The sequence below is a fragment of the Streptomyces sp. NBC_01003 genome (genome assembly GCF_045162695.1).
Classification (GTDB): domain Bacteria; phylum Actinomycetota; class Actinomycetes; order Streptomycetales; family Streptomycetaceae; genus Streptomyces.
The window spans coordinates 8,642,964-8,669,078 of the sequence record NZ_CP108707.1 but is presented as its reverse complement, the minus strand read 5'-3'; the positions used below and the strand labels follow the sequence as shown (position 1 = coordinate 8,669,078).

General features: G+C 69.0%; 32 protein-coding genes. 9 read left to right on the top strand and 23 right to left on the bottom strand.

Annotation, left to right across the window (positions count from 1 at the left end):
* Positions 1-124: 124 nt before the first annotated feature.
* The 3 genes from OG698_RS39640 (at position 125) to OG698_RS39630 (ending at position 1,684) form a co-directional block, all read left to right on the top strand.
* Complete coding sequence (locus tag OG698_RS39640) at positions 125-709, top strand: PadR family transcriptional regulator (protein WP_406108902.1); 585 nt, start codon at positions 125-127, stop codon at positions 707-709.
* Between the two features lie 85 nt (positions 710-794).
* On the top strand, positions 795-920 hold the full coding sequence (locus OG698_RS39635) for a hypothetical protein (RefSeq protein WP_399983137.1): 126 nt from the start codon (positions 795-797) through the stop codon (positions 918-920).
* A gap of 80 nt (positions 921-1,000) precedes the next feature.
* A complete protein-coding gene (locus tag OG698_RS39630) occupies positions 1,001-1,684 on the top strand; it encodes a glycerophosphodiester phosphodiesterase (RefSeq protein WP_399983139.1) in 684 nt (227 codons plus the stop codon).
* A 57-nt stretch (positions 1,685-1,741) separates the two neighbouring features.
* On the opposite strand, the gene OG698_RS39625 is transcribed toward OG698_RS39630, so the two are convergent.
* The gene (locus OG698_RS39625) at positions 1,742-2,293 is read right to left on the bottom strand and encodes a GNAT family N-acetyltransferase (protein WP_399983141.1); all 552 of its coding nucleotides are present in this window, start codon (positions 2,291-2,293) and stop codon (positions 1,742-1,744) included.
* 79 nt (positions 2,294-2,372) lie between these two features.
* On the opposite strand from OG698_RS39625, the gene OG698_RS39620 reads away from it, so the two are divergent.
* Positions 2,373-2,759: a VOC family protein gene (locus OG698_RS39620; protein ID WP_406108900.1), complete on the top strand. Its 387-nt coding sequence runs from the start codon at positions 2,373-2,375 to the stop codon at positions 2,757-2,759.
* A gap of 171 nt (positions 2,760-2,930) precedes the next feature.
* On the opposite strand, the gene OG698_RS39615 is transcribed toward OG698_RS39620, so the two are convergent.
* Both OG698_RS39615 and OG698_RS39610 read right to left on the bottom strand, forming a co-directional pair.
* Entirely contained in the window at positions 2,931-3,116 is a 186-nt protein-coding gene (locus OG698_RS39615; RefSeq protein WP_406108899.1) for a hypothetical protein, read from the bottom strand.
* Positions 3,117-3,321: 205 nt separating this feature from the next.
* A complete protein-coding gene (locus OG698_RS39610; RefSeq protein WP_406108897.1) occupies positions 3,322-3,540 on the bottom strand; it encodes a hypothetical protein in 219 nt (72 codons plus the stop codon).
* Between the two features lie 380 nt (positions 3,541-3,920).
* Between OG698_RS39610 and OG698_RS39605 the strand changes: the two genes are divergently transcribed.
* Together OG698_RS39605 and OG698_RS39600 are read left to right on the top strand one after the other, a co-directional pair.
* Positions 3,921-4,649, top strand: coding sequence for a DUF6879 family protein (locus OG698_RS39605; protein WP_406108895.1), 729 nt, complete (start codon positions 3,921-3,923; stop codon positions 4,647-4,649).
* Between the two features lie 19 nt (positions 4,650-4,668).
* Complete coding sequence (locus OG698_RS39600; RefSeq protein ID WP_326777110.1) at positions 4,669-5,520, top strand: helix-turn-helix transcriptional regulator; 852 nt, start codon at positions 4,669-4,671, stop codon at positions 5,518-5,520.
* Here the strand turns inward: OG698_RS39600 and OG698_RS39595 are convergent.
* The 6 genes from OG698_RS39595 to OG698_RS39570 form a co-directional block, all read right to left on the bottom strand.
* Complete coding sequence (locus OG698_RS39595) at positions 5,507-5,707, bottom strand: hypothetical protein (protein ID WP_326777109.1); 201 nt, start codon at positions 5,705-5,707, stop codon at positions 5,507-5,509. The genes OG698_RS39600 and OG698_RS39595 overlap by 14 nt on opposite strands.
* Before the next feature lie 45 nt (positions 5,708-5,752).
* Positions 5,753-6,370 (bottom strand): hypothetical protein, encoded by a 618-nt coding sequence (locus tag OG698_RS39590; protein ID WP_406108893.1) that lies wholly within the window; start codon positions 6,368-6,370, stop codon positions 5,753-5,755.
* A 64-nt stretch (positions 6,371-6,434) separates the two neighbouring features.
* Positions 6,435-6,647: a hypothetical protein gene (locus tag OG698_RS39585; RefSeq protein WP_326777107.1), complete on the bottom strand. Its 213-nt coding sequence runs from the start codon at positions 6,645-6,647 to the stop codon at positions 6,435-6,437.
* 23 nt (positions 6,648-6,670) lie between these two features.
* Positions 6,671-6,964: a DUF6233 domain-containing protein gene (locus tag OG698_RS39580; protein WP_406108891.1), complete on the bottom strand. Its 294-nt coding sequence runs from the start codon at positions 6,962-6,964 to the stop codon at positions 6,671-6,673.
* A 308-nt stretch (positions 6,965-7,272) separates the two neighbouring features.
* A complete protein-coding gene (locus OG698_RS39575) occupies positions 7,273-7,704 on the bottom strand; it encodes a hypothetical protein (protein ID WP_406108889.1) in 432 nt (143 codons plus the stop codon).
* Between the two features lie 66 nt (positions 7,705-7,770).
* On the bottom strand, positions 7,771-8,232 hold the full coding sequence (locus tag OG698_RS39570; protein ID WP_406108888.1) for a hypothetical protein: 462 nt from the start codon (positions 8,230-8,232) through the stop codon (positions 7,771-7,773).
* 741 nt (positions 8,233-8,973) lie between these two features.
* On the opposite strand from OG698_RS39570, the gene OG698_RS39565 reads away from it, so the two are divergent.
* On the top strand, positions 8,974-9,141 hold the full coding sequence (locus OG698_RS39565) for a hypothetical protein (protein ID WP_326777104.1): 168 nt from the start codon (positions 8,974-8,976) through the stop codon (positions 9,139-9,141).
* A 4-nt stretch (positions 9,142-9,145) separates the two neighbouring features.
* Here OG698_RS39565 and OG698_RS39560 read toward each other — a convergent pair whose 3' ends face one another.
* The 4 genes from OG698_RS39560 to OG698_RS39545 form a co-directional block, all read right to left on the bottom strand.
* Positions 9,146-9,745 (bottom strand): DNA primase, encoded by a 600-nt coding sequence (locus OG698_RS39560; RefSeq protein ID WP_406108886.1) that lies wholly within the window; start codon positions 9,743-9,745, stop codon positions 9,146-9,148.
* 639 nt (positions 9,746-10,384) lie between these two features.
* Positions 10,385-10,618, bottom strand: a complete 234-nt coding sequence (locus tag OG698_RS39555) for a hypothetical protein (protein ID WP_406108884.1) — start codon at positions 10,616-10,618, stop codon at positions 10,385-10,387.
* A 6-nt stretch (positions 10,619-10,624) separates the two neighbouring features.
* Positions 10,625-10,996: a hypothetical protein gene (locus OG698_RS39550; protein WP_406108882.1), complete on the bottom strand. Its 372-nt coding sequence runs from the start codon at positions 10,994-10,996 to the stop codon at positions 10,625-10,627.
* A gap of 16 nt (positions 10,997-11,012) precedes the next feature.
* Positions 11,013-11,951, bottom strand: a complete 939-nt coding sequence (locus tag OG698_RS39545; RefSeq protein ID WP_406108880.1) for a hypothetical protein — start codon at positions 11,949-11,951, stop codon at positions 11,013-11,015.
* Positions 11,952-12,543: 592 nt separating this feature from the next.
* Between OG698_RS39545 and OG698_RS39540 the strand changes: the two genes are divergently transcribed.
* Positions 12,544-13,340, top strand: a protein-coding gene (locus OG698_RS39540) for an IS5 family transposase (protein ID WP_406111537.1) whose coding sequence is annotated in 2 segments (ribosomal slippage) — positions 12,544-12,876 and positions 12,879-13,340 — 795 coding nt in all. Because the reading frame shifts where the segments join, the coding sequence is not laid out codon by codon here.
* A 30-nt stretch (positions 13,341-13,370) separates the two neighbouring features.
* Here OG698_RS39540 and OG698_RS39535 read toward each other — a convergent pair.
* The 3 genes from OG698_RS39535 to OG698_RS39525 form a co-directional block, all read right to left on the bottom strand.
* On the bottom strand, positions 13,371-13,964 hold the full coding sequence (locus tag OG698_RS39535) for a hypothetical protein (protein ID WP_406108878.1): 594 nt from the start codon (positions 13,962-13,964) through the stop codon (positions 13,371-13,373).
* Positions 13,965-14,455: 491 nt separating this feature from the next.
* Positions 14,456-14,746, bottom strand: coding sequence for a hypothetical protein (locus tag OG698_RS39530; protein WP_406108876.1), 291 nt, complete (start codon positions 14,744-14,746; stop codon positions 14,456-14,458).
* A gap of 123 nt (positions 14,747-14,869) precedes the next feature.
* Positions 14,870-16,495 (bottom strand): recombinase family protein, encoded by a 1,626-nt coding sequence (locus tag OG698_RS39525; RefSeq protein ID WP_406108874.1) that lies wholly within the window; start codon positions 16,493-16,495, stop codon positions 14,870-14,872.
* 244 nt (positions 16,496-16,739) lie between these two features.
* Between OG698_RS39525 and OG698_RS39520 the strand changes: the two genes are divergently transcribed.
* Positions 16,740-18,098 carry an NAD(P)/FAD-dependent oxidoreductase gene (locus OG698_RS39520; protein WP_406108872.1) on the top strand — a complete coding sequence of 453 codons (1,359 nt, stop codon included), beginning with the start codon at positions 16,740-16,742 and terminating at the stop codon, positions 18,096-18,098.
* Positions 18,099-18,122: 24 nt separating this feature from the next.
* Here OG698_RS39520 and OG698_RS39515 read toward each other — a convergent pair whose 3' ends face one another.
* From OG698_RS39515 to OG698_RS39485, 7 genes are read right to left on the bottom strand one after another with little or no spacing between them, the layout of a single operon-like run.
* Positions 18,123-20,459, bottom strand: coding sequence for a penicillin acylase family protein (locus OG698_RS39515; protein WP_406108870.1), 2,337 nt, complete (start codon positions 20,457-20,459; stop codon positions 18,123-18,125).
* A complete protein-coding gene (locus tag OG698_RS39510; protein WP_406108868.1) occupies positions 20,456-20,611 on the bottom strand; it encodes a hypothetical protein in 156 nt (51 codons plus the stop codon). The genes OG698_RS39515 and OG698_RS39510 overlap by 4 nt, the downstream gene beginning before the upstream one ends.
* Positions 20,611-22,131, bottom strand: a complete 1,521-nt coding sequence (locus OG698_RS39505; protein ID WP_406108866.1) for a sodium:solute symporter — start codon at positions 22,129-22,131, stop codon at positions 20,611-20,613. Before OG698_RS39505 ends, OG698_RS39510 begins: the two co-directional genes overlap by 1 nt.
* On the bottom strand, positions 22,128-22,475 hold the full coding sequence (locus tag OG698_RS39500) for a DUF3311 domain-containing protein (protein WP_406108864.1): 348 nt from the start codon (positions 22,473-22,475) through the stop codon (positions 22,128-22,130). The genes OG698_RS39505 and OG698_RS39500 overlap by 4 nt, the downstream gene beginning before the upstream one ends.
* A 33-nt stretch (positions 22,476-22,508) precedes the next feature.
* Positions 22,509-23,297, bottom strand: coding sequence for an SDR family NAD(P)-dependent oxidoreductase (locus OG698_RS39495; protein WP_399983159.1), 789 nt, complete (start codon positions 23,295-23,297; stop codon positions 22,509-22,511).
* Positions 23,298-23,334: 37 nt separating this feature from the next.
* Positions 23,335-24,783, bottom strand: a complete 1,449-nt coding sequence (locus OG698_RS39490; RefSeq protein WP_406108862.1) for an aldehyde dehydrogenase family protein — start codon at positions 24,781-24,783, stop codon at positions 23,335-23,337.
* A complete protein-coding gene (locus OG698_RS39485) occupies positions 24,780-26,015 on the bottom strand; it encodes a M20 family metallopeptidase (RefSeq protein WP_406108860.1) in 1,236 nt (411 codons plus the stop codon). The genes OG698_RS39490 and OG698_RS39485 overlap by 4 nt, the downstream gene beginning before the upstream one ends.
* Between the last annotated feature and the right edge of the window lie 100 nt (positions 26,016-26,115).

The following is a 26,115-nucleotide window of genomic DNA, read 5'->3' as shown; positions in this document are numbered from 1 at the left end:
CTGTTCCTGTTAGGTATATGACTAACCATCATGTCTTCAAGGGGCAAGACCGGCGACGGTATTCGGCAATGAGAAAGGCTCGGGGGGCTTGCGGTGACCGGTTCCGGTCACTTCAATGCGGCGCATGGCCGACGACCTGCCACCGACCGCCTGGGCCGTCCTCGGACTGCTGTCCTTCCCCGGGGAACGGACCGGATACGAGCTGAAGAAGTGGGCCGACGCCTCCCTGCGGTTCTTCTACTGGTCGCCCGCCATCAGCCAGATCTACGCCGAACTGCGCCGCCTCGAATCACTGGGCTACGTCACCTCGCTGCACTCCGGGGCCGAGGAGCCGAGGGCCAAACGGACGTACGCGATCACCGAGGAGGGGCGCGGGGCGCTCGCGGTGTGGGCCGGGAGCGGGCAGGGCCTCGGCGCGCCCGTGCTCAAGCACCCCGTGCTCCTGCGCGTGTGGCTCGGGCACCTCGCCGCGCCGGAGCACCTGCGTGACCTGGTGACGGAACACGTGGCCCGCACGAAGGGCGAGCTGAAGGAGGTCAAGGACGCGCTCGAGCGAGGCGACGGGGTGGAGGCATGGGCCCATCCGCAGATCGCGCTGCGCTGGAGCGAGCGGCGGCTCGCGGCAGAAGTCGAGCTGGCCGAGGCCATGCTGGACGACCTGGACGCGGTGCCCGGTCAACCGCCGGGGAACTCGCCCACCCACGGGTGACACTTCCCGCGGCAGGCTGCCGAGGCGGTAGGACGGACCGGTCCGCGCCTCTTCCCTGCCCCTCCGCCCGTCTGGAGCCCTGAACGTGAGCATCCGCGCCGTCCTGGTCGCAGCCGTCGTCACCGGACTGGTCCTCGGAATCACCGCAACCAGAGCGGACCACTCCACTCCCTCGCGTCGGACCGGTCCCATCGTGGAGACGGGCCGTTAGGCTTCGGCCGTGCCGCGCGGGCGACCCCGTCCACGACCTCGCGCGGATGCCGAGCCGCCGTCGACGGAAGCGAGACGATCTTGAACTTCCTCACCATCGGGCATCGCGGAGTGATGGGTGTCGAACCCGAGAACACCCTCCGGTCCTTCGTCGCCGCGCAGGGCGCGGGCCTCGACGTCATCGAACTCGATCTGCATCTGAGCAAGGACGGCGCCCTCGTCGTCATGCACGACGCCGACGTCGACCGCACGACGGACGGCCGGGGCCCCATCGCCGACAAGACACTCGCCGAGCTGCGCGCCCTGGACGCGGGGCGCGGCGAACGGGTGCCGGTCTTCGAGGAGGTGCTCGACGCCGTCTCCAAGCCGCTCCAGGCCGAGATCAAGGACGTCGCCGCGGCGCGCGCCCTCGCCGAGGTCATGCTGCGCCGTGATCTGGTGAGCCGCGTCGAGGTGATCTCGTTCCACGACGAGGCCGTCGCCGAGATCGCCCGGCTGGTGCCGGGCGTCCGTACGGCGCTGGTGGCCAGCCGCTACGGCACCGACGTGGTGGAGCGCGCCACCGCCGTCGGCGCCACGTCCCTCGTCCTCAACATCCGCCGCCTGACGCAGGAGATCGTCGAGCGGGCCCGCAAGGCGGACCTGCGAATCATCGGCTGGGTCGTCAACACGCAGGACGATCTGCGCCTGGTGCGGGCGCTCGGCCTGGACGGTGCGACGACCGACTACCCGGAGATCAAACGGACCGGCCGTTTCACGGCCTGAGCCGGCCGAGCGGCCCGAGTCAGCCGCGGGACCCGGGTGCTGGCCGAGAGGCCCGCGTCACCCGAGAGGCTTGACCAGCAGCTCGAACTGGAGGTCGTCCCGCTGCGGGATGCCGAAGCGCTCGTCGCCGTACGGGAAGGGGGTCATCTCTCCCGTACGGCGGTAGCCCCGGCGCTCGTACCAGGCGATGAGGTCCTCGCGTACGGAGATCACCGTCATGTGCATCTCGCGCACGCCCCAGGCCTCGCGGGCGGTGCGCTCCGCCTCCGCGATGATCACCTTGCCGAGCCCCGCGCCCTGGAGGGCCGGGCTCACGGCGAACATGCCGAAGTAGGCGTGCTCCCCGCGGTGCTCCAGCTGGCAGCAGGCGACGACCGCGCCGTCGCGCTCGACGGTGAGCAGCCGGCTGTCCGGCGACTTGATGACGTCGACGACGCCCTGCGGGTCGGTGCGCTGCCCCTCCAGGATGTCCGCCTCGGTCGTCCATCCGGTGCGGCTGGAGTCCCCTCGGTACGCCGACTCGATCAGCGCGACGAGCACGTCGACATCGGCGTCGGTGGCGTCCCGGAAGGTGAGGTCGCCGATCGTGGGGCGGGGAGCGATGGACATGGGGCGGTCTCCGATCTCGTGCACGGCTGTCGGCGCGGGCGCGGTCGAGCCTAACGCCGAGCCTCTACGCTGCGTGCGCATGGTTCACGTACTGAGCAGCAGGACGCTTCTTCGCCCCACCGATCCCGAGCGGTCGCGGGCTTTCTACGGTGGGGCGCTCGGTCTCGCCGTGTACCGGGAGTTCGGGACGGGGCCCGAGCGCGGGACCGTCTACTTCCTCGGGGGCGGCTTCCTGGAGGTGTCCGGCCGGTCGGATGCTCCGCCGTCGCCCGGGCTCCAGCTGTGGCTCCAGGTCGCGGACGCGGCGGCCGCGCACGAGGAGCTGGCGGCGCGCGGCGTCGAGGTGCTCCGGCCGCCGGTCAAGGAGCCGTGGGGGCTCATCGAGATGTGGATCTCGGATCCGGACGGAACCAAAATTGTTATCTGCGAGGTCCCGGCGGATCATCCGCTCCGGTACCGCCCGTAGCCCAGAAGTCCCCAGGTCACGACAAAGCCCCGTCCACTCCCCCAGCACCGTGGGAGTGGACGGGGCCTTCGCCGCCGGAGCGGGCAGGGTCCCTAACGGCGACGCCGGAACCCTGCCGCCCCTCCGCGCGCCGGAGTGGGAGCCCCTGGCACGCGGGTATGTGGTGGGAGATCACTCCCAGTAGAAGATGCCGCCCCCAGGGAGAGCGGCCTCGTGGCTCGGGTGGTGGCCGTCGGGGAGGGCGCACCGGACGATGAGCGACGAGAGGTCTCGCTGACACACCACCAAAAGGCTCCGCGCCAGGAGATGCGGGATCGTGGACACAGCGATGCACAGGGGCGGCGGCGTCATAGCCACGGACCCCGCCTCTCCTTCTGGCTCGCCTCCAGGCACGTCGGGGCACACGCCCACAGCTCGATGCGCACCTTCAGCCCCTGACGAACCTCCGTGGCCGGAGGGAGCGCCCGGTCCTCGTAGAGCCTGGCGCCACACAAAGCACACGCCCAGCCCCGGAGCTGATCGCCGTTCAGCCGGAGCAGGTCGGGCGCCTCGATGGCGGCCGTCACGACGGCACCCGCCGCACGAGCGAGCCCTCCATGACCGTCGCGCGGCGTCTCTCGGCCTCGTTCGCCGGCCGGAGGTGAGCGGGGTCGGCGTCCCACTCACGTCCCCCGCCGGGGGCACGGAGCTGGACGTAGATGCCCACCCTTCCCATGACGCGTCCCAGCTTGTTCGTCCTCGTGTCGACGACAAGAGCGCCGATCTCCTGTCTCACTGTCATGCCGCGCGGCCCCCTCGTCGGATTACGTCGGCCAGTCAAGAGGCGACGTCCGCCCGGACCCGCCCCAGATTCACGAGGCCGGGACCGAATGCCGCGTCGTCGACGCCAAGGGACGGAAATACGATTCCCGCCTCATCAAGTGCCGCCCGCAGGGACTCAGTTACTTCCCGCGCTTCGGCGTTATCCGGCTCTCGTGTCTTCGCCATGAAAAGGACGCTAGGGACGCCACCCGGTGCAGCGGGAGCCCACTTTCGCGAAATTTCGCGGTGACCCTCTTGTTTTTCGCCCTATTTCTCACGAGGCTATTGGTAGCCGGTGGCTCAGCGCCGTCACGCCCGGCGATCCTTTGTGGACCCGAACCTGAACGAGAGGACTTGGCCATGCCACGACGACTCCGGTTCAACGGCACAGGATCAGGCGAAGGCGGATGCCCCGCGGTACACGAAGACCTGGATTCCGGAGAGGTCATCGTCCACGGCCCGCCGCTCGAAGACCCCGCGGACATCGCGAAGTTGCAGCATCTCGACGCAGGGGAAGTGGCGGTCGTCATTCCCAGGAACACGCTCGTAGACTTCGGCCCGCGCGACGAGACGCCTCGCGTCATCGACCTGGACGCGTTCGGCCGACTCTTCGAGAACTTCAAGCACACGGCGTGGAGGCTTGAGACGCGCGGGCGGTACGCGTCGGACGAGGCGACGTCGACCTACGCGCAGTTCGTCGCCGAGGAAGAGCCGGCGTGGGACTATTCGTCCTCGTGGTGCCAGACGATCAAGGCAAAGACCGCTGACGGCGCCCGCGTCGAACGCGTCCGCCTCGTCGACTCCCCTTCAACCGTAGGGCAGCGCTACTTGACCGCCCACGCCGTGAAGAACACGGCGCTTGGGGAGGACATTCGCAACCTCAGCCGCGCTGACGCGGATCGGCTGCTCCTCGGGGACGAAGACTTCTGGATCTTTGACTCCCGCATCGTCGCCCGCCTCGTGTTCGACGAGGACGACAACTTCACAAACGCCGAACTGATCACGGAGCCTGCGGCCGTTAACCGGCATGCACAGCTCCGTGACGCTGCCTGGCACTACGCCGTGCCGTACCAAGAGTTCAACGACTAGCCACGAACGAGCGTGACCGGTGACGACCGACTATCAGCAATCGCGCGAGGCTCTCGGGGAAAGGCTCCGAGAGCTCCGCTTCAACCACCCTGACGGGCGGCTCACCGGGGCACAGCTCGCGGAACGGCTCGGGTGGTCTGCGGCCAAAGTCTCCAAGCTGGAGAATGGCCGGCAGACCGCCACCACCGACGACCTCCGCGCGTGGGCGGACGCAACGGGCCAGCCTGAAGCGTTCGAGGAACTGCGCTCCAGGCTCGCCGGCTTCGAGTCACACATCCGCTCGTGGCGCCGCCAACTCGCCTCCGGACACCGCGCCGCACAGGACGCCCACAACACAGCTCAGGCCCACGCCACGGTGCTACACGCATGGGAGTCGTCGTGGGTCGTCGGCATCCTCCAGACGCCCGACTACGCGCGATCGATCTTCACGCGCTTCAGCGAACTGCACCGGTCGCCACGCGACGTGGAGGACGCCGTCCGAGCGCGGATCAAGCGTCAGGAACTCCTCTACACCGGGACGCGCCGCTACCGAATCATCATGTGGGAGGCCGTCCTCCGGGCCATGGTCTGCCCGCCCTCCGTGCTCGCCTCCCAGCTCGACCGCCTGGCCGGCGTCGTCGGCATGGACACCGTGGAGCTAGGAATCGTGCCGTTCGGCGCGTCACTGAAGCTGCCGCCGGGGTCCGGGTTCTGGATCTACGACGAACGCCAGGTCGTCACGGAGACATGGCACTCCGAGCTGTGGCTAGAGGACGCGGACAGTGTCGCCACATACATGCGCGCGTGGAAGACGCTGGAAGAGTCCGCGGTCTACGGCGCCGACGCGCACAACGTCATCAACGCGGCTCGGAGAACGCTCAGTTCCCGTTGATCTCGTCCTCGCGCGACGGCACGCGGGCCGCGTGTTCGGCGAGCAGCCACGCCGCGTCGTCCCTTAGCTCGTCGTCCCTCTCCGCGGTGCCGGCAAGGACGTCAAGGAGCGCATGAGCCTCGTCGAGGCTGAGGAGCGGAAGGCGGTCATCGTGTATGGGGCACCCGTGGTTGTGGTCGGGGGGCACGGTGCGGCGAAGGGCGGGGGAAAGGGTGTTCCTGTGGATTGCGGTTCAGCGCAGCCAAACCAACACGGTTCCTACGAGGAGAAATGCGAACGACACACCACCTGCCAGAACACTGAACAACTGCTGCCGCTGCTGCTGCTCGTCCACGGTCAGCTCACGCGTGATGGTCACACCCACAAAGGGATCAAATGACGTGACGACACGCTCCTCTGGGCCGTCGACCAAGACGGTGTACGTGCAGCGCTGCTTGACTGCGAGGAGTGCGGGGTTGATCTCCAGATGCTCCCCTGCAATCAGGGTGCTGGGCGCAACACGCGTTACTGGTGTCGACTCAGCGCTGAGCACTGCAACGATCGGGGTTTTGAAGTCAAAGACCAGGCCGTCATTGTTGAACTTGTCACTGGTTACTTCACGTCTTGAAGGGTTCCAGATCTCCAACCTGACTACTCGCGGGTTGGTGACGGGTGCGCCCCCGTGAAACACGGCAAGATCTGGATCCGAGGTGCTCAACAACGATGTGTTGGCGCGCTCAGCCCACCGCAACCGCAGTCGCCGCCCCTGCATGAACACGGCGACCACACCACCAGCGGCCCCCAACAGCCCGCTGACGATGCCAACAAACAACGCACTCTGATACCAGGGGTCCCCCGCGGCAATGACCATGCGGAGTATCTACATCACACAGCCCGCAACTGCCAACACGCCCTACACGCACGACCGTTCACACTCACGCCGCTTCGTAGTGGTGCGCCCGGCCGCCGTGCCACTTCACCCACGACGGATCCTCAAGCAGGTCCTCCGCGTCCGGCAAGCCGGCACGTCGGAGGAACTCCACGACGTCCCGGTCCGAGTTCGCAAGGCCGAGAATCTGCCCGCGCACCGTCACCCGCCGGCCGCCTGTGCCGAGCACCGGGTGAACAACTATCAGCGATATCGCCATATCTCCAGGGTGCGGCGGTCCGATCACTTCAGCACCCCCAACCCCGTATCCGGCCGGCAGTGTGTGCAAGCCGGGACGCCCTCTGTCACGGCGCGGAGTGCTTGGCCTCGGTCGACGCCGCGCGAGCGCTTGCCCGCCACGTGGCACTCACCAACGTGGCCGTACACGGGCGCCCGGCCTCCGAGCCCTATCTCGATCAGCCACTCCGGGGCCGGTGGACGCTCCCGCTCGCCGCGCGTGCGCTCGTCCTCGCGGCGCTCCGCCTCCTCGATCCACCGCCGGGTACGCCAGAGGTCGCGTTCCAAGGAGCGGAGCATGTCCAGTTCAGAGCTTGAGCCGCCGCCATGTGGCGGGGGCCTCATGTGACCGCGAAGCTTGAGCGCACGCCATCGAACCTTGACTGAGGCGAGTTCGTGTCATCGAAGTGTCATCGCACTGGTCAGAGACGGAGAGGCGGCGCCCGTCGACAGAATCGGGGCCACCGAGGAGCGCGGGGTAATACCGCATGATCAGAAAACGCCCTAAACCAGGTGGGAAATCTGTCTAGATTCCAGTCGTTGATTCCCTGCGACAGCGATAGCGGCGTAGACGCTGGGTGGGCCTCACGAATGAACGGGCAGACAGATCAGCGGACGGCACTGCTCATGCTCGTCGGCTGCGGCACCGTGTACGTCGTCTTCGAGCACCCGTCGTTCGGCACTGCCCTCTTGGTCGGTGTTGGCGTGGCGACGCTGCTGCACCTCCTGATGCAGGGACGCTGACCCGTGCCAAAGCCCAGCCCCCACGGGTCGCGGTAGACCTCTCCGCCCTCTGCCCAGCCGGCGAAGCGCGCAGGGCCGAAGGCTTCGAAGAGGCCGATGCGGGCGCCAAGTCCGCTCTTGTCACAGCCCTTCGGGCGGGAGAAGAACGCACTGTCGTAGAGGAGGCGACCCTCGCCGTCATCGACGGCGTAGCAGTCCACGACAAAGCCTGTGTACTCGTCGCCGTGGCGTACAGGCTCGCCCTGGACGTCGCCAGGACTGTGGACGACGAAGTACTCCATCCATGCGACCGCCATCCACCCGAGCGAAGCGGGAGCGGTCATGACCGGGAGCGCGCACGATTGCGCGCGGCATCCGGCCTCCTAGCCTGTGAGACGCGCTCTGCGCGAGTTGATGTCGGAGACGTTGCCCGTAGGGCTGGGGCCTACGTTCTTCCTACTCGTTGGGGATTCATCGACCTTCAGCTTCAGGCGAGCGCGGTCCTCCGGCGTGGCGCCGAACTTGGCTGCCCTGAGCCGGACTTCGGAAGCGAACTCCCATCGGCCCTTAGCCCACCTCGTGTGATGCATGAGGGCGGTGTCGATGAGGAAGAGCCAGTCCGTTGCCACGAACGTCTGCGCCTGCGGCGACGTTCGCCAGGAGTTCCACCAGAGCTGAGTCATCGAGTGCCACTCGACAGGAACGCCGTCTTCCTCGCCGAGAACGCCCGCGGGGAGTTCGGGGCCGCGGAGTTCCTCGTCATTGGTGATTACGGTCTCTGGCTCACCGGCGTTACGCCGGCGGCGCTTGGTCGGGTCCTTCGGGGCGGGGCCACGGCCTCCCATGGGCGCTCCTCCAATCGGTTCGCGGAACGGGCGAGAAGAGTCCGTATTGCGGCATTTTGGAAAGGTCATCTAGCTTTGACGAACGGACCTTCGACACCCACCCAACCGCACGCCCCCATAGGGGGTTGGCGGCACTCAGTGCCGCTTATAGGCCCAACGGTCGACCCCTAGTGCACTCTGCTGGGCCAGCTGGGACATGCTGAGGGCGTCGCACGAAACCAGATCAGCCGGGCAGAGCAAGGGACTTAATGGAGGGTCAGCTCATGGAGATCGAACGAACCGCCCCCGCACTCGACATCCGAATCGGCGGGTTCCGCATGACCCTTCAGCGCGTCCCCGTGCGCCTGCTGACGGCGTTGATCACCTGCGCTGGATCTGCGCTCACGGCATGGATCACAACGCGATGAACATGCATCAACCCCGTGCCTGCGCAAGTCCCTTACGGAAGCGCGATGAGCCAACCCGCCAACGTTGCAACACAAGCAAGCACCGCCGTGGTGTTGCGCCGGCGGCGCTTGGTTGTGCCCTCTGGGGCGGGACCTCGTCCGGCCATCGGCGCTCCTTCCGTCTCGGGTGAGCCAGCATCCTTTTGCGGCCAGCGCCCCAGTTCACGGGTACATGCCGAAGATTCTTTCGTTTCCGGGGTTCCATGCGGTAAATTTTACGGCGTACGCTCGCGCTTGTGCGCGAGTGAACTCGTCACCCTGTGAAAGCAGTTAGAGCCCCGCGGGAGGAACCGCCGTGCCCAAGATCGCGCCACCCTCCGACGCGTCGAAACCCAAGCGGGATCCCGCCTTCGAACTGCGCTGCGGCGGCATCCGGGTGACGATTGATCGCGTTCCCACGTGGCTCGTGACCACGGTGACCACCGTTGCCGGAAGCGGAATCGCATGGTGGACCCAGCGGTAATCGACTAGCGCAAGAGTCCTTCGACCGCAGGCGTGACATCGGCAAGGATCGACGGGGCGTTGCCATGTCGGCGCCCCGTCATTGCGATGTAGCGGCCGGTCCCGTAGATCTCTACGGCCGTACCGTCGGGGCGCCGGATCTTCCGTCCATGGCGGACGTCAGCGCGACCCCAGATGTGCAGTCCATCGCCGGACGGTGACACCTCTACGTAGGTGGCGCCTGCGTCGCGGACGATGGCAGCCGCCCACGGGGCGAGTTGCCCAGTGAGCGGGTTCAAGCAGTGGTCCAGGTCGAGACAGACGATGTCGTCGACGTCCGAGAGGACGAAGCCCAGACCGACGCCGGCCGTCGAAGCGGCGGCTTCCTTGTGCGTGCTCCAGGTGCGGGGGCGCGTCGACGATGCCGCCATGCCGGCGACGGTCAACGGGCGCTTGTCCGCGGCGCGTCGAACCCACCTGTCGCGGGTCGTCAGCTCGTAGGGAGTCGCATCCTTCTTCGCCGCGCGGTGCGATGCCACACGACAACGGGTCGAGCAGAAGCGCGCGCGGTGTGAGTGCCGCGCCCCCAGGTGCTCCGAGCACCGCTCGCATTGTCGTGTGTTCATGGCTCCATCTTAGCGCGGCGTGTAACGGTAGAACAGTGTTTGACCTGCATTGATTCAAGTCGAGCGCGTACCGGATCGCTGTGTCGCCGCCTCCCGTGTCGGGGTCTTCGGCAGTCCAGCGGGCCGGCGTTCGGGCCTCCAGGAGGCGCCTGCGGACGCCTCAGCCACATCCCCCAGACCCGTACAGAGCGCGAGGCCCAGCACCTTTACGGTCGGGATGATCTCCGGGAGGGGGTCACCCCCCTGGGTCAGGGCTAGTCGATCTTCATCAACTGCCAGGCTAGGCAACCTACGTAGCCGGAGCATCGTCCGGACGCTACCCAGAGCGAGCCCACTGGGACGCCTCCACCACAGGAGGCCGCCGGACTATCGATGTCCGTCAGTGGGCTGAAGCTGTGTAGCGAAGACTCCACTTGACGGCAACATGCTTCGTGGAGTCTCGCGCATGTCATCCGCGCTCGTACCGTTCGCCGCCTTCGCCTACTGCCTCACGGTGGTGTGCTGCACTGCCGTCGCCCTCGTGTACCTCTCGCTGCGCGGCGCGACACCTGCCCAACGCTCAGCCATTCTGGGCAGCTTGGCCCATGTCGTACGTGCGTGGGCAGATGCACTGAGGTTCTGGCGCAGGCGGTAGCCGGGTTAGCCCTGGCCGATCGCGGAGATGTGGTCGGTGCGTACCGTCGTGGCCTTGCCGGACGCAGTGACCGTGAGGGCGTCGGGGAAGACCGTTCCCCCGTACTTGACCACGGTCGCGTACGCGAGCGCCCCCGTGACGGACTGGCCTCCGACGAGGCTGACGACCACGGCCGTGCCGTTCAGTGCTACTGCTTGGAACTTGATGGCCTGTTCGTGAAGAGTGTCGTCGTAGCTCATCTGCTCTTACCGTCCTTCCATGGTGTAACCGCGTTCCACGAACGGGTTGCGGTTGGTGTGGGTCACGGGGCGTGGCGCTGGACGTCGACCGTCATCGTCAAGGCCGTGCCTCTCGCGGTATGCCGCAGCGCCGGCTCTGACGCCTCTAGGCGACCCGACATCGGGTCCCTGGTTTCCGCCGGAACGGGGCACAGGCGGCTCGGGGTTGGCTGCTCCCAGTTCCGCGGCGAGCGCCGTAGCGTCCGCTGTCAGCTCCTCGTCAGTGGAGCCCTGGAGTCGGGCGCTCTGTTCGACGGTGAGCCCCGCCGCCAGGCCAGCGCGGACACGTGCGAGTTCGAGCACCGCGGGATGCGGCTGCTCGGTGGTCTGTTCGGTCATCTCGGTTCCTCTGCGATCAGTAGCTGTAGGCGAGCGGCGACGGGTCGGGGACGGTGGCGTTGACCGTCGGCCGGGTCGGCGTCGGCTGCGAGTGGTCGATGTGGGGCGTGCTGGAGTGTGGGTAGACCTGCGCCTGCCGTGGCGCGGGAATCTGGGTCACGCGGGGGTTGAAGTCGCGCAGGGGACCGAGGTCGTCGTAGGTCACCGGCTCCGACGCAGCAACGACGTCCGCTTCTAGATCGCCGAAGGATGTTGGAACGTACCCAGCACCTGAGTGCGCAAGCCAGACGAGGTGCGCAATGGGGTACGCGCCCGTGCGAGTTGCGTCCCTGACGTGCGGGGGAACGTCTTCCAGGCGGACGCCACGGACCTCCCCGTGTCCCTGCGCACTCCACGTGCGCAGTCGGGCTCGCTCGTCATCGTCGGACACGCTGCGCAGCACATACCATTGCGCAGACCTCACGTTGCGCAAGTCGCTCAGAAGCGCTGTGAGCGCCCTCCAGGCGTCCAGGGCATCGCCACCCGCATCAATGGCCGCCTCAGCTGTCGTGACGTCCCCCAGGGCCGTACTGGCGTCCTTCGCGGCAGTTAGGATCTCCGTCAGCCGACCGTCCAGGTGCGCTAGGACGTCGGGCGCCGTGGAGTCGCGTGTGACTTCCGCGGCGTACTTCAGCATCTCTTCCGCACGTCGGAGTGCGGCGTTTTCGGCGTGCCACACCACGGCGTCGGCGTGCGCCTTCGCTGCCTTCCTGGCGAAGTCGCTCGGCCACTTGCCCGTGCTCGTGAGCGTCGCGATGGCAGCGTCCTGTACGCCCGTCAGAGCCTCAGTGGGCGTCGCCCCGGACGGGAAGGCGCGGCGCAGCCTGACGGCCTCTGCGTGGCGCTCCTGCGCCGTTGCGACGTCGGGCACTGTTGCCCACGCGGCTAGTAGTTCAGGGTTCGTGCTCGTCCTCATGCTTGCCTCTCAGAAATAGCGATGGCCCCTGCCATCGTCGGCAAGGGCCTCTCGGATGTGGGCTGCGCGGCCGTCACGCGGCCTCCCACTGGGGGTTGGGTAGTCCAGTACGCTGCGCGTTCCGCGCGGCGCGTACGCATCCGTTGGCGGATGTCGTCTGCGGAGGAGGCGTACTTTCCCCGCTCCGCCTCGTTCACACAGTCGCGGCACCTGCGCTTGAGTCCAAAACTGCCGAATGCATCACGGTGGAAAAAGGCGGCTGAGCAGGGGAGTTGACGCCCGCAGGTCAGGCAGAGCCGCGATGGGGTCTGTGAGGGCGACGGTACGTCGGACATCGGCGCCTCCTTATCTATCAGTCTGTCGAATCGAGGCAAATGAAAAGGCCGGGCGACGGAGCCAGCACCGCGGAGCAACGACGGAGGAGAGTGCGTCTGCTCAACATGGGGCCTCGACATCGCCCGGCCTCTGCGAAGGTCCGGAGAGGACGGACCGTCGCGACTGGGGGTGCGACGGGGCCCGGACAACCATGCAGCGTCCGGGCCCACTTAGAGATCATCTCAATTGGAGATGCCGGTAGCCTGGTGACGTGTTGCTGACTGAGCGTCTGGTCCCTGACGGGTTGTGGGAGTTGTTCCAGCGGGTGGTGCCAGAGGCGCCGACGCGTCCGCAAGGAGGTGGTCGGCGCCGTCATGGGGACCGTGAGGTGTTGGCGGCGATTGTCTTCGTGGCCACGACCGGTTGTACGTGGTCGCAGGTCCCGTCGGTGTTCGGGCCGTCGGGGACCACGGCTCACCGCCGGTTCATGGAGTGGAGCCGACAGCGGGTCTGGGCGAAACTGCATCGTCTGGTTCTGGACGAGCTGGGGGCTCGAGGCGAGCTGGACTGGTCACGATGCGCGATCGACTCGGTGAACATGCGCGCCCTGAAAAAGGGGACCTGACGGGTCCGAATCCTGTAGATCGGGGCAAGTATGGCTCGAAGATCCACTTGATCACTGAGCGGTCTGGGCTTCCGCTTTCCGTCGGCATCTCCGGCGCCAACCTCCACGACAGCCAGGCCCTCGAACCACTCGTGCGCGGCATCCCACCGATCAGATCCCGGCGCGGTCCACGCCGCCGACGCCCCGCCAAGCTTCACGCCGACAAGGCCTACGACAACCGTCACCTGCGGCAATGGCTCCGCCTACGCCACATCACACCCCGCATCGCCCGCAAGGGAGTTGAGACGTCACAGAAGCTGGGGCGCCACCGGTGGACCATCGAACGCACCATGGCCTGGCTCGCCGGCTGCCGACGTCTCCACCGTCGCTACGAGCGGCAGGCCATCCACTTCCTGGCCTTCACCAGCATCGCCTGCACCCTCATCTGCTACCGCAGACTCACCAATTGAGATGATCTCTTAGTTACGTAAAGCGCGGCATCAGGCGGCGTCGCGCTCCCTCTGACGCCGCTTGCGCTCCTTGGCCTGGCCGCGCGCCCACTCCGCGGCGCACTCCGGCGTGCACAGGGTCTTCCAGCGCCGTCGCTGGCTTGCCGGGCGCCGCTGCTCAAACGTCGCACCGCACTGCGCGCATGGTCCGCTCCACGTCTTGTGGGCCCCCAGCACGGTCACGGTGCCGCCGGAGGATGCCTCCCACGATCGGTCCGCCGCCACGTCCGCCTGTGAGGCTGCGAAGCGCTCCGCGATTGCGGGATCCACACGCGACGTCACCTCGAAGACGACGGGCGGCATGATGTCGAACTCCCGGCCCGACGGCCGACGTCGCTCCGGACGCTCCGGGTCAGTGGCGTCGTACATGCCATCGTGCCAATCCTCAAATGCCCACTGGCTGCGCACCTCGTCGGGAATCTCGTCGTACGGGTCGCGCCCGGACAGGCCACGCCACAGGGCGCGTCCCGGCGCGATGTACGAGCCGGCCTCCACCAACTCGTATTCCAGGGCGGCCATCTCCTCCACGGCGGCCGTGTAGCGAGCGCGACGGCGTGCGGGCACGCCGAAGTCAGTCTCATGCATGGTGGGTTCCTTAACGTCGCCGAGCGGGCGCAGGGGTGCGCCGTACCTCAGTTATGGGTCGCTAGCCGTCAGACGTGACGTGCTACTACTGAGGTAGTGGGGGAATACGCGTAAAACGTGACGCGTGACTTTGACTGCCCGGAAGCCGCACCGTCCCGGCCTCGTCGCCCCGCTCCGCCGCTGGCCAGAACGCGCACCAAAATGACGAACTGAACACCATTCTGGAAAACCCATAGGGACTCTCTAAGGGTTTCTATTTTTCCCTCTCAGTTTGACCAGAAGAAGAGAGAAGGAGTCCCTAAACGGCCGCTGAGCTGCGGAGATTCCCGCGACAAACTTCGGCACAGTTTGGCGCACCGAGGTCGAATTTTGGCCTGGAGGCGTGGGCGACGTAAGGGGCGCGCGCCACCTTTGCACTTACGCCCCCATCGTGGACACCTCCGGACGCAACGAGGCCCGCTCCCGAGTCACCCCAGGGCGGGCCATCTTCGTCACTCAGTGAGACTCACGCAGCGATGGGGACGTCTCGCGCCGACGTCGAGCGACGCGCCTCCGCGGCGCAGGATGCATGGACCCGACGTCGTCCAGGTGTCACCAACGAGCACGGGAGCCGCTCCGCCGCTCTCCCCGCAGTGCCCACACCGCTCGTCGGGGGCGTAGGCGTTCAGGTCCGCGGCGCGGATAACGAAGAGATCCGCTTCCAGGGCCTCCGTACCCAGAACCGCGGACGGGATGCTGTCCAAGTAGTCGTCAGAGAGGACGACGCCGGCGAAGTCGGTCACGTCATAGTCCATGCCGACGGCCGGCCCGTGGAGTACGCCGAACTGAAAACGCGAGGGCCCCGGCGATGACCCGCCGGGGCTTCGGGCGCCGTTACCTAGTCGCGCCGCGCAGGGCGCCCGCGCTCAGTCGCTGTTCTCCTCTTCCAGGATCTCAGCGAGCCTGACGGCCTCTGGATCGTCGTACTGCCCGAGTCCGAACTCAAAGCGCGACTCGTCGACCGCGTAACGGCTCCCCTTGCGGCCTTGCTTGACGGACACTCGAACTCCCGCGTCCAGGAGCATGCCACGGCGCCCCGCGCTGTCCCGCGTCTTCCAGTCGTCGGCGTACGTGCGTCCCGTACGGATGGTCTCTTCAAGCGGCGGGCGACGAGGCGTCGCTTCCAGCTCCGCGAGCCGAGCGTCCAACGCGTCGTGCTTCTCCTGCCACAGTCGACGGCCGGCCTCGGAACGCGCACGCCCTGACTGCGTCATGTGCTCTTCCAACTCCGCCGCGACCTCGTTGATTTCGGGCCCCGGGTCATAGCCTGCGATCTTGCGCGTTTCCACGATCTCCCAGGTGCCAGCCACCTTCAGGAACTCCCGCTCTACGTACTCCTCTATCCATTCGGCTTTGATCGAGGCGGGCTTTTCGCAAGTGACGCCATGCGTTGTGGCACGACATCCGTAGATGTTCGTCACCCGCTTCCCCGCGGCTTTCGTGTAGTACATGCGAGTTCCGCACTCGTCGCAGAACACCACCCGGAGGAGGAGCGCATTCGTACTTACCCGTGTGGCGGGGCGAGTGTCCCTAGTTCGAGCCCCGAGGAGTGCGCCGATGTTGTCGAACTCCTCGCGCGTGAGAATCGGGTCCGCTGACGCTTTCACGGGCCGGCCGTTGGCGTCGCGCACTGGCGCCCCCGCGTGAACCTTGTGCCCCATGAGTGTGGGTGAGCGGAGAAGGGAATTGATCGCCGACGCCCCCCACTTGAAGCGCTCAACCGTGGTGCCACGGTCGTAGGCCGCTCCCCCGGTCTTTCCGCCGGTCGGTCGCCCCTTCTTAATCGCCCAGTGGTCGCGCGGGGTCGGAATGGGCGGTACTTCCGCGTTGAGCCGGCGAGCTACGGCGGTTGGGTTGCTGTCTTCGACTAGTTCGCGGACGATGCGCTCGATCACCTTCACCGCGTCCGGATCCGGCACCAGTGTCTGCCCCGGAGCCCCGTCGGGCATGGGACCCGGCATGTAGCCGTACGGAGGGCGTGCGCCGCGCCAGCGCAGCGGCATGGCCCGGATCGCCTCCGCGGCTCCCTTGACCCGCTCCCGGATGGCCTGCGCCTCCATCTGCGCCGCGAAGGCAAGGAGGGTGACCATGATCTCCGCGATTGGGTCCAGGGGGTTGCGGAAGTCCAGCTTCAGCATCCCGCCCGGTCCCTCGGCGAAGACCAGCATCTTGCGGTACTGGCGGGCCCACTTGGCCAGCTCGTGCATGTCCGCCATGGAGCGCACGGCACGGTCAAGGCGCCACCACAGAACGACGTCGAAGCGGGAAGGCTCTGCCAGCCACTTGCCAAGCTCGGGGCGTTCGAACGGCGTCGTCTTGGACGCCGAGACGTCAAGGTCTTCCGCCTCGCCCACGATCCGTGCGTTGAGCACACGTGCGGACCGCCCGTTTGCCTCCCGCTGACGCGTCGGGGAGGTCGTCTCGTCGGTGCGGACGCTGAGCCTGATCACCGATAAGGCTTCCAACTGCTCACTGCCAAGCATCACAGTCATAGGGACAGTGTGACTGATAACTGAGTCGCTGTGGTCGGGAGACCCGGACGGCGTGCGCATCGTGATCCCCGAGGTACCCGAGGACCATCCGTTGCGCTACCGGCCTTGAGGGAGCGGGTTCCGGGGTAGGGAGCGGAAGGACCCGTTCAGCGTGCGCGGCACCGGCGCGCGGAAGAGTATGGGCGGGATGGCCGCAGACCGGCCCCTTCGCGTCCGGATGAGCCCGACCCTGGAGAGACATCACATGGCAGCTCCTCGGATCCTGATCGTCGGCGGCGGATTCGCCGGCATGGAGTGCGCGCACAAGCTGGAGAAGATCCTCAAGCCGGGCGAGGCACAGCTGAGGCTGGTCAGTCCGTTCGACCATCAGCTGTACCTGCCGCTGCTCCCCCAAGTCGCCTCGGGCGTGCTCACTCCGCAGTCGGTGGCCGTGCCGCTGCGCCGCATGCTGCGGCACACCGGCATCGTGCCGGGCGGCGCGGTGGGTGTGGACCCCGAGGCGAAGGCCGTCGTCGTACGGAAGATCAACGGCGAGACGGTGGTGGAGCGCTACGACTACCTCGTCCTGACGCCGGGCAGCGTCACGCGGCAGTTCGACATCCCCGGTGTGGACCAGTACGCGGTCGGCGTGAAGACGCTGGCGGAGGCGGCCTGGATCCGCGACCACGTCATCTCGCAGCTCGACCTGGCCGCGGCCAGCACCGACCCCGCCGAGCGGGAGTCGCGGCTGCAGTTCGTGGTGGTGGGCGGCGGGTACGCCGGTACGGAGACGGCCGCCTATCTGCAGCGCCTGACCACCGCCGCCGCCAAGCGCCTTCGGGGGCTCGACCCGGCGCAGATCAAGTGGCATCTCGTCGACATCGCCCCCAAGTTGATGCCCGAGCTCGGCGACCGGCTCGGCGAGAAGGCCCTGTCGATCGTGGAGCGGCGCGGGCTGCATGTGTCGCTCGGGGTCTCCGTGGCGAAGGCGACCGAGGACACGGTGACACTCACGGACGGCCGTGTACTGCCGTGCCGCACGCTGATCTGGACGGCAGGTGTCGCCCCGAGCCCGCTGATCGCGACGCTCAGCGCGGAGACGAACCGGGGCCGGCTCGTCGTGGAGCCGGATCTGAGGGTTCCGGGGCTCGACGGTGTGTTCGCGCTCGGTGACGCGGCCGCCGTGCCGGACCTGGAGAAGGGCACCGACGCGATCTGCCCGCCGACCGCCCAGCACGCCATGCGGCAGGGCTGGGCGGCCGCGAAGAACGTGGCGGCCGCGCTGCACGGACAGCCGCTGAAGCCGTACCGGCACAAGGACCTGGGGCTCGTGGTGGACCTGGGCGGCGTTCAGGCGGTGTCCAAGCCGTTGGGTGTGCAGCTGACCGGGCTGCCCGCCCAGGTCGTCGCACGGGCCTACCACCTGGGCGCGCTGCGCACCGGGACGGCCCGCTTCCGCACGGCGGCGAACTGGGGGCTCAACGCCGTCGCCGGCGACGACTTCGTGCGGACGGGGTTCCAGGCTGAGCGGCCCGCGACGCTGAAGGACTTCGAGAAGACGGACGCGTATCTGACGCCGGAGGAAGTGCACGCGATGGTGACGGCGCATGTCGAGGGCCAGTGACAGGGCCAGGGGCAGTGACGTGGACTATCTCCCGTTCGGGTCCTGAGGGGTGGCCGGCGCGGGCGGACGCAGGGTGATCGTCCGCGTCGTGTGCTTCTCTACCTGCCCGCGGGTGTAGAGGAGCGGGAAGGAACCGTCGGCGGCCCAGGTGGAGAACAGGTCGCTGTAATGCTCGCTGTCCGGATTCCCGGACTGGCCCGGTGAGTTCATGGCCACCGAGTCGTCCCAGGAGCCGACGTCGACGACCAGGCGGAACGTGGCGCCCGTCGTCTGGCGGAAGTCGGGTCCGTACGGCGCGACGCCCACGGTGTCACCGCTGCCGCCGCGCGGGGCGGGACCGACCGACGCCCACGGCGGCTGCGGTCCGTCGTGGAGGGCGGTCACCGGGTGGAACACGCGGGCGTGGTGGAGCGCGCCCCAGGTCCATGCGGCCGGGTCGGGTCCGAGGAGGGCGGAGAGGTCGGCGACGGCGGCGGTCAAAGTGGCGAGCAGGGTGCCCGGGTCGAGGGTGGTCTCCGCGCCGGTGAGCAGGTCCAGGTCGACGCGGGGGTCGGAGGTCGGGTCGTCGGGCGGCAGGATCCGGGCGAGGGCCGCAGCGCGTTCGGCGTCGGGGGCGACTTGTTGCAGTGCCTTGTCGAGGACGGCGGGGCGCAGATGGCGGCGGTACCAGACCTCGAAGAGCGCGGCGGCCGCCGAGTCCGCCGTGACGTCGGCGTCCCAGTGCCGCAGCAGGCCGATGGCCCGCGCCGTCGGTTCGTCGTCGCCGGCCAGATCGGCGAGCAGCGGCAGGATGCGGCGCGCGGGCAGGCTGACCGTGTCTGTCTGGAGCCGTACACAGTCCTCGACGGTCCAGTCCGTGCGCGCGTCGAGCTCTTCGGCGATGCGGTGGTGGCGGGTGGGGGCGTACCAGTCGTACGTGACCGTGGCGCGGTCGTTCGGGTAGCCGGGCGGCAGGTTCATCTGGTTGGCGGTGGCGAACCAGCCCTGGTCCGGATCGCGTTCGGCGGGCAGCGCGTCGGCGTCGAGGAAGCCGTCCCATTCGTACCGGCCGTCGCCGGGCACGGGCAGGGTGCCGTCCCAGTTCGGGCGGACCGGGACGCGGCCCGCGGGGCGCCAGCCGACGGTGCCGTCGGGCGCGGCGTACACCTGGTTCTCGCCGGGCGCGCCCCAGCGTCGCAGGGCGGCGAGGAACGCGTCGGGGCCTTCGGCCCGCATGTAGCCGGTGCTGCCGAGGTAGGGCGCCATGCCGGGGCCGAGCCAGGCGGCGCGCACGGCGAACGCGGCGTCGTGCGTGGGGTGTTCGTGGATGACGGGGCCGTGCCGGGTGAACCACAGCTCGGCCTCGACCGGCTCCCCGTCCTTGACCGGGATGGTCTCGGTGACGCGGGTCATGGCTTCCCAGCGGCCTTTGTAGCGGTAGGCGCGGGGGTTGTCGGGGTCGGTCTCGTAGACGTACAGGTCCTCCTGGTCGATCGGGAAGATCGTGAAGCCGAACGCGATGTTCCCGTTGTGGCCGATGGAGAGGCCGGGCAGGGCGGGTTCGCCCGCGCCGATGACGTCGATGCCGGGTGCGGTCAGGTGCGCGATGTAGCGCAGGGCGGGCAGGGTGACCGCGCGGTGCGGGTCGTTGGCGAGGATGGGGCGGCCGGTGACGGTCCGGGACGGCGCGAGCACCCAGTTGTTGGAGCCGTCGATGCCCTGGAGGGCGGCGGCGTCGGGCCAGGGCGGGACCGTCGCCAGGTCGTACACGCGCAGCACGTCGTCCGGGATGACGCTCAGATCGAGGCCCTCGGGGACGGTGAGGTGGTGCGGGGCGGGTTCGCGGCGGCGGCGCATGTCTTCGACGCCGGTGCCGTGGTCGCGCAGGGTGCAGGCGCGGGCGACCTCGTCGTGGAGGTTGTACTGCAGGCCGTGACTGCGGATCCGGGCGACGTCCGAGGGCTCCCAGAATGCCGGCTGGTAGCCCAACGTCACGAATTCTGGCGGGAGTTGGGAAGCGTCGCGGCGGCACAGGGACACGTAGGCGTTGATGCCGTTCACGAACGCCGTGGTGATCTGTTCGGTGTCCTCGCCGTACGCGCTCCACTCCTCGGCCATGTCGCCGCGATAGAGGAACAGGCGGGCGGCGCGGTCGTGTTCGACGTACCGCTTGCCGAACACCTCGGACAGGAGGCCGAGTCCGCGGCGGCGCCACAGGTCCAGCTGGAAGAGGCGGTCGCGGGCCGCGTTGAAGCCCTGCGCCAGGAACAGGTCGTCCTGGGAGCCGGCGTAGAGATGGGGGACGCCCCACTGGTCGACGAGGATCTCCACGGGTCCGGCGAGGCCGGGTATCTCGAAGTCGTTCGCTGCTTGCGAGTTCACCGGTACGTCTCCTCCGTCGCCGCGTACACCTGGGCGCCGCCCTCCGCTTCCGCCGAGCCCGGCGTGAGGATCCGCAGCGCCTCTGGCGCGCCGGGGAGTCGGTCCTGCGGGGCGGCGCGGCGGAGGACGGCGGGTGCGGTCTCGTCGATCATCAGGACTCCTTCGCCTGGGCCGCCGAGGCGGCCGGGACAGTGGGCCGTTGCGGGGCGGGGGCGGTCGGGGCCGGTGTCGCGCGGGTGACCGCGAACGTCACCACGAGGTTCGCGGCCAGCGCGATGATGCCGCCGTTGACCCCGTGCCACGGGTCGTTGTCAGTGGCCCACAGCCCCGTCATCACGGCGAGCCCGACGAGCATGCCCGAGATCCCGGCGCGGGCGGTCATGCGCCGCCAGAACAGGGAGAGCAGTACGACGGGCACGAGCTGGGCCAGGCCCTCGTAGGACAGGACGGACAGCTGGACGAGGGTGTTGGGGTAGAAGAGGCTGCCGCCGAGCGCGACCAGGCCCGCGAGGACGCAGACCGCCTGCGAGCGGCGCTTGGTGCGCAGGTCGTGGTCGTCGGTGACGGCCGGCCGCGGGCGGCGCGGGTCGGCGCCGTTGCCGCCGCCGAGGACGGTCTTTCCCCACAGGGTGCCGATGGACAGCATGAAGACACTCATCGGCACGATCGCCGACAGGGCGCCCGCGACGCCGATGACCGCCACGACGGGCGACGGCAGCGAGTCGGTGACCAGCTTGAACAGGGCGAGGTCGGGGTTGCCGAGGCCCGGCAGCACGAACAGCGCGGTGGCGCCGACCATCATCGGTACGAACAGGAGGAGCTGGTACCACGGCAGCAGCAGGGCGTTGCGCCGCAGCGCGTTGGGGCTCTTCGCGCTGAGGTAGCCGGCCACGGTGGTCGGGAAGATGGTGATGGTGACGGCGTTGAGGACGACGGTGCTCAGGAACCAGGCGGCGTTGCGCCCGCCGGACACGTGTCCGGGGAAGGTGAGCCACTCGGGCTTCTCGGTGACCATGCGCTGCATGAAGTCGGAGAATCCGCCGAGGTAGTGCATGGGGATGTAGACCGCGAGGAAGACGACCGCGAGGATCACCAGTACGTCCTTGAGCGCGCTCACCCAGGCGGAGCCGCGCAGCCCCGACACGAGGATGAACACCTCGGCGACGACGAACGAGATCACTGCGGCGACGTGCAGGTCGACGCTCCCGTACGTCATCGCGTTGACGACGACGCCCATGCCCTGGATCTGCACCTGGATGTACGGCACGAGGAACACGGTCCCGACGACGGCGACGAGAATCCCCAACGGCCGTGAGCGGAACCGGAATTCGGCGATGTCGGCGATCGAGATGAGACGGTGCCGGGAGGCGTAAGTCCACAGGGCGGGGCCCACGATGTAGGCGACGGCGAAGCCTACGGTGAGGTAGGCGACGAGGTAGAGGATCGGGGCGCCGAAGGAGTACGACCAGCCGGCGGTCCCCAGGAACGAGAAGCTGGTGTACGTCTCGCCGGCCATCAGGAGCCAGATGAACATCACGCCGAGGCCGCGGCTGGACACCGACCACTCGGCGAGGCCCTTGGACCGGCCGCGCGCGCTGAGCAGGCCGATCAGGATGGTGGCGACCATGGCGAGGCCGAACACGGTCGTCGCGACGGCTGCGGAGCCGCTCATCGGGTGCCTCCCTCGTCGGCGGGGACGGGTTCGACGGCGCCGGTGCGGTACGCCGGGTCGAAGCGGGCGACCAGCCAGATGGCGACGGGGCTGATGACCGTGGCGGCGATGACCCAGGCCAGCAGGAACGGGACGCCCAGGATGCGGGGTTCGATGCGGTTGGCGACGAAGGGCGCGGCGCCGTAGAGGACGACGGGCACGAGCAGTATCCAGAGGGAGCGGCGGGCCTGGCCGCCGAGGGTGGGGAGTCCTTCGAGGGGGTCGGGCTCCGGGGAATCGAGGGGGTCGGCCTCGCGCGGGTCCGGCTCCGGGGAGCGGCCGGCGGCCTCGTCTGTGGGGGACATGAACTTCCTTGAGGGGGAAGGGCGGCGGATTGTTCAGAGCGTGGGGTCGTAGCGGCCGTCGACCGCGGTCCAGCCGCCGTCGACGGTCAGGACGCTGCCGGTGACGTACGTCGACGCGTCGGAGACCAAGTAGGCGACGGCACCGGCGAGTTCGTCGGCGCGAGCCCAGCGCCTGAGCGCGGAGGCCTGGGCGTAGGCGTCGTACCAGGCGGGGTCCGCGGCGATCTGGTCGGTGAGCGGGGTGCGGACGACGCCGGGGGCGACGGCGTTGAACCGCACGCCCCGTGGGCCCCATTCGGCGGCGGCGGTGCGCAGGAACTGGATGAGGCCGGCCTTCGACGCGGCGTACACGCTCTGGCCCGCCTCCACCTGGAAGGCCCGCATGGAGGCGAAGCCGACGACGCTGCCGCGGCCGCGCTCCGCCATGCCGGGGGCGAACGTCTGGACGAGGCTGACATAGGCACGCAGGTTGAGGGCGATGACGCGGTCGAACTCGTCGAGCGTGTAGTCGGCGATGCGTTTGCGGACGTTGGCGCCGACGGTGACGACGAGCGCGTCGAGGGGGCCCCACGCGTCGGCGGCGGCGCGGATCGCCTCGGGGTCGAGGACATCGAGGGCGTAGGCGGACGCGGTGCCGGACCGGACCGCGTCCGCGCCGGCCAGGGCGACGGTCTGCTCGGCGCCCTTCTCGTCCCGGTCGGCGACCACGACGTCGGCGCCCTGGGCGACGAGCGCGCGGACGGCCTCACGGCCGATGCCGCCCGCTCCGCCGACGACCGCGACGCGCCTGCCGTCGAGCCGGAACAGATTCGCGTAGTCCATGAAGTGCTGCTGCCTTTCTGTCTGCTGACGTGATCCGTCAGGGGCGGATGACGGCCATCCGCGTGACCGTCAGCTCCTCGATGGCGAACCGTGGCCCCTCGCGTCCGGCGCCGGAGTCCTTGACGCCGCCGTACGGGGCGATGTCGCTGCGGTATCCGGGGACTTCGTTGATGACGACGCCGCCGACGTCGAGCGCGTCGACCGCACGGAAAGCGGCGCCGAGGTCGCGGGTGTAGACCGCGGCGTGCAGCCCGTACCGGCTCGCGTTGACCAGGTCGTACGCGGCATCGAGGCCGGGGACGGTGCGCAGGCACACGACGGGGCCGAACACCTCCTCGTCCCAGGCGGGTTCGCCGTCGGGGACGTCCGCGAGCAAGGTCGGGGCGAGGCACCGCGCGCCGGTGCGGCTGCCGCCCGCGACGACCCGGGCACCGGCCGCCCTGGCCCGGCCGATCCAGTCGAGGACGCGCTCGGTGGCGGCTTCGTCGATGAGCGCGGAGACCCGGGTGCCGGCGTCGCGCGGGTCGCCGACCACGACGTCGGGCAGCCGTTCAGCGATCTTCTTCTCCAGGGCGCCGGCGATCTCCTCGACGGCGATGACCCGCTGGACCGAGATGCACGCCTGCCCGGACGCGTAGTAGCCGCCGCGGGCCACGGCGTCGGCGGCCGCGTCGAGGTCGGCGTCCGCCGCGACGACGAGCGCCGCGTTGGAGCCGAGTTCGAGGACGACCTTGCGGGGCGCCGCGTCGCGCGCGATGCGGTGCCCGACCGTGGCGGAGCCGGTGAAGGAGACCGCCGCGACGTCGGGATGCGTGGTGAGGGTGCGGCCCACCTCGGTGTCGCCTGTCACGAGTTGGACCGCTCCGGGCGGCGCGCCGGCCGCGGCGAGGCGCTCGCGGACGAGGTGGGTGAGCCAGAGGGTGGCGAGCGGGGTCGCCGGTGCGGGCTTCACGATCACGGGACAGCCCGCGGCGAGCGCCGGGGCGATCTTGTGGGAGGCGAGGAGTACGGGGTAGTTGAAGCCGGCGATGCCGACGACGACCCCGATGGGCCTGCGCATCCAGAACCCGAACATGCCGTCGCCGGAGGCCTGGAGGTCCAGCGGGACGGTCTCGCCGTGCAGGTGGGCCACCTCGTCGGCGGCGGCCCGCCAGGTCGCGGCGGCGCGCTGCATCTCGATGTCGCAGTCGACTCTCGGCTTCCCGGTCTCCAGGACGAGCAGCTCCGCCATCCGGGACGAGACGCCTTCCAGGTCGGCCGCGACACCGGCGAGCACGTCCCGCCGCACGCGCGCAGAGAGGGCCGCGACCGCCTTGCGGAGCCCGGCGGCGTGCTCGACGGCGCGCCGCGCGAGGTCCACGTCGCCGACGGGCGCCGAGGCGAACTCGCTCCCGTCGTACGGGAAGACGACGGGCCGTTGCGAAGGCGCGGGAACCCAGGCGTCCCCGACCGGCAGGCCCGTGGGCACTTCTCGCGGATACGTCATCGCGCCGCTCCCCCGTCCGTACGGGCGGTGAGGAAGGCCTGCGCGGCGGCCGCGTACACACGCGTGTACTCGGCGATCTCGCGCACCTCGACGTACTCGTCGGCCTGGTGCGCGATCCATTTGCCGCCAGGGCCGTACACGACGGTGGCGAGACCGGCGTCGCGGGTCAGGATCGTGCCGTCGGTGGTGCCGGGCACGGCTCCGAACGGTGGTGCTTCGCCGTGCACTTGGCGGTGTGCGTCCACGAGCGCGGTGACCACGGGGTGGTCCTCGGGGATCTCGATGGCGGGCCGGTCGTCGACGACGGTGACCTCGACGGACACCCCCGCTCCGGAGGCCGCCCGCTGTGCGAACTCCCTGACACGATCGATGAGTTCGGCGTGGTCGGTGCCCGGGACGGTCCGTACGTCGATGCCGACGACGCCGTGCGCGGGGATCACGTTGAGCTGGTCGGGGTCGCCGCCGAGCAGCACGGTCGGGGTGACGGTGACGCGGCCCGCGTGCGGATGCTCGCCGTAGCGCTCCTCGGCCCACTCCTGCACGGCGGCGAGCGCCTCGACGATGCGGGCGCCGGCGACGATCGGGCTTCTGCCCTCCTGCGGCATGGCGCCGTGGGCCATCACGCCGTGCAGGTCGAGACGGAGGCGGACCCCGCCGCGCGCCGAGGTGCACACCTCGTAGCCCTCGGGTTCGCAGACGATGACGCCGTCCACCTCGCGGGCGAGCGGTGACGCGGCGAACGCCTTCGCGCCGAGCATCAGCCCCTCCTCGTCGCAGAGCACGCCGACGACGATCCGGCCGGGGAAGGGCCCGGCCAGCTGAAGGGCTCGGACCCCGTAGATCATGGCGGCGACACCGGACTTCATGTCGGCCGAGCCGCGGCCCCAGAGCTTTCCGTCGCGGATCTCGGCGCCGTACGGATCGACGGTCCAGTCGGCCGTGTCGCCCTCGGTGACGACATCGATGTGCCCCTCGAACATCAGCGTGGGGCCGTCCCCGCCGCCGCCCTCGACCACCGCGACGGTGTTGGGCCGCCCGGGGACGACCTCCACCACCTCGTACTTCCAGCCGAACTCCGTGAAGAGCCGCTGGACGAGGTCGGCGGCAGGGCGCTCCACCTCGGTGGCGCCCGCGGCGTTGACGGTGCGCAGCCGGACGAGTTCCTGGGTGAGGGCGACCGCGGCCGCGGCGTCGGTCACGGGGACGGGCAGGGCTGTTGAGCGGGAACGCATCGCACCTCCGGGTCGGGGCGGCCACGAGGCCAGTCGACTGGTCAGACCAGTTGATTTCCCGTACTCTGCCCCCACGTTCACGCCCGGGTCAATGGCCGGA

Bases quoted from the DNA above. Each gene is read 5' to 3' on its own strand.
- OG698_RS39585 (WP_326777107.1), bottom strand. From the start codon at position 6,647: ATGGCGATATCGCTGATAGTTGTTCACCCGGTGCTCGGCACAGGCGGC.
- OG698_RS39485 (WP_406108860.1), bottom strand. From the start codon at position 26,015: ATGCGTTCCCGCTCAACAGCCCTGCCCGTCCCCGTGACCGACGCCGCG.
- OG698_RS39495 (WP_399983159.1), bottom strand. From the start codon at position 23,297: ATGGACTACGCGAATCTGTTCCGGCTCGACGGCAGGCGCGTCGCGGTC.
- OG698_RS39640 (WP_406108902.1), top strand. From the start codon at position 125: ATGGCCGACGACCTGCCACCGACCGCCTGGGCCGTCCTCGGACTGCTG.
- OG698_RS39535 (WP_406108878.1), bottom strand. From the start codon at position 13,964: ATGCATGAGACTGACTTCGGCGTGCCCGCACGCCGTCGCGCTCGCTAC.
- OG698_RS39560 (WP_406108886.1), bottom strand. From the start codon at position 9,745: ATGAACACACGACAATGCGAGCGGTGCTCGGAGCACCTGGGGGCGCGG.
- OG698_RS39575 (WP_406108889.1), bottom strand. From the start codon at position 7,704: ATGGCGGTCGCATGGATGGAGTACTTCGTCGTCCACAGTCCTGGCGAC.
- OG698_RS39490 (WP_406108862.1), bottom strand. From the start codon at position 24,783: ATGACGTATCCGCGAGAAGTGCCCACGGGCCTGCCGGTCGGGGACGCC.
- OG698_RS39520 (WP_406108872.1), top strand. From the start codon at position 16,740: ATGGCAGCTCCTCGGATCCTGATCGTCGGCGGCGGATTCGCCGGCATG.
- OG698_RS39580 (WP_406108891.1), bottom strand. From the start codon at position 6,964: ATGCTCCGCTCCTTGGAACGCGACCTCTGGCGTACCCGGCGGTGGATC.
- OG698_RS39505 (WP_406108866.1), bottom strand. From the start codon at position 22,131: ATGAGCGGCTCCGCAGCCGTCGCGACGACCGTGTTCGGCCTCGCCATG.
- OG698_RS39610 (WP_406108897.1), bottom strand. From the start codon at position 3,540: ATGACAGTGAGACAGGAGATCGGCGCTCTTGTCGTCGACACGAGGACG.
- OG698_RS39510 (WP_406108868.1), bottom strand. From the start codon at position 20,611: ATGATCGACGAGACCGCACCCGCCGTCCTCCGCCGCGCCGCCCCGCAG.
- OG698_RS39555 (WP_406108884.1), bottom strand. From the start codon at position 10,618: ATGAGCTACGACGACACTCTTCACGAACAGGCCATCAAGTTCCAAGCA.
- OG698_RS39525 (WP_406108874.1), bottom strand. From the start codon at position 16,495: ATGACTGTGATGCTTGGCAGTGAGCAGTTGGAAGCCTTATCGGTGATC.
- OG698_RS39545 (WP_406108880.1), bottom strand. From the start codon at position 11,951: ATGAGGACGAGCACGAACCCTGAACTACTAGCCGCGTGGGCAACAGTG.
- OG698_RS39605 (WP_406108895.1), top strand. From the start codon at position 3,921: ATGCCACGACGACTCCGGTTCAACGGCACAGGATCAGGCGAAGGCGGA.
- OG698_RS39620 (WP_406108900.1), top strand. From the start codon at position 2,373: ATGGTTCACGTACTGAGCAGCAGGACGCTTCTTCGCCCCACCGATCCC.
- OG698_RS39550 (WP_406108882.1), bottom strand. From the start codon at position 10,996: ATGACCGAACAGACCACCGAGCAGCCGCATCCCGCGGTGCTCGAACTC.
- OG698_RS39625 (WP_399983141.1), bottom strand. From the start codon at position 2,293: ATGTCCATCGCTCCCCGCCCCACGATCGGCGACCTCACCTTCCGGGAC.
- OG698_RS39570 (WP_406108888.1), bottom strand. From the start codon at position 8,232: ATGGGAGGCCGTGGCCCCGCCCCGAAGGACCCGACCAAGCGCCGCCGG.
- OG698_RS39590 (WP_406108893.1), bottom strand. From the start codon at position 6,370: ATGGTCATTGCCGCGGGGGACCCCTGGTATCAGAGTGCGTTGTTTGTT.
- OG698_RS39500 (WP_406108864.1), bottom strand. From the start codon at position 22,475: ATGTCCCCCACAGACGAGGCCGCCGGCCGCTCCCCGGAGCCGGACCCG.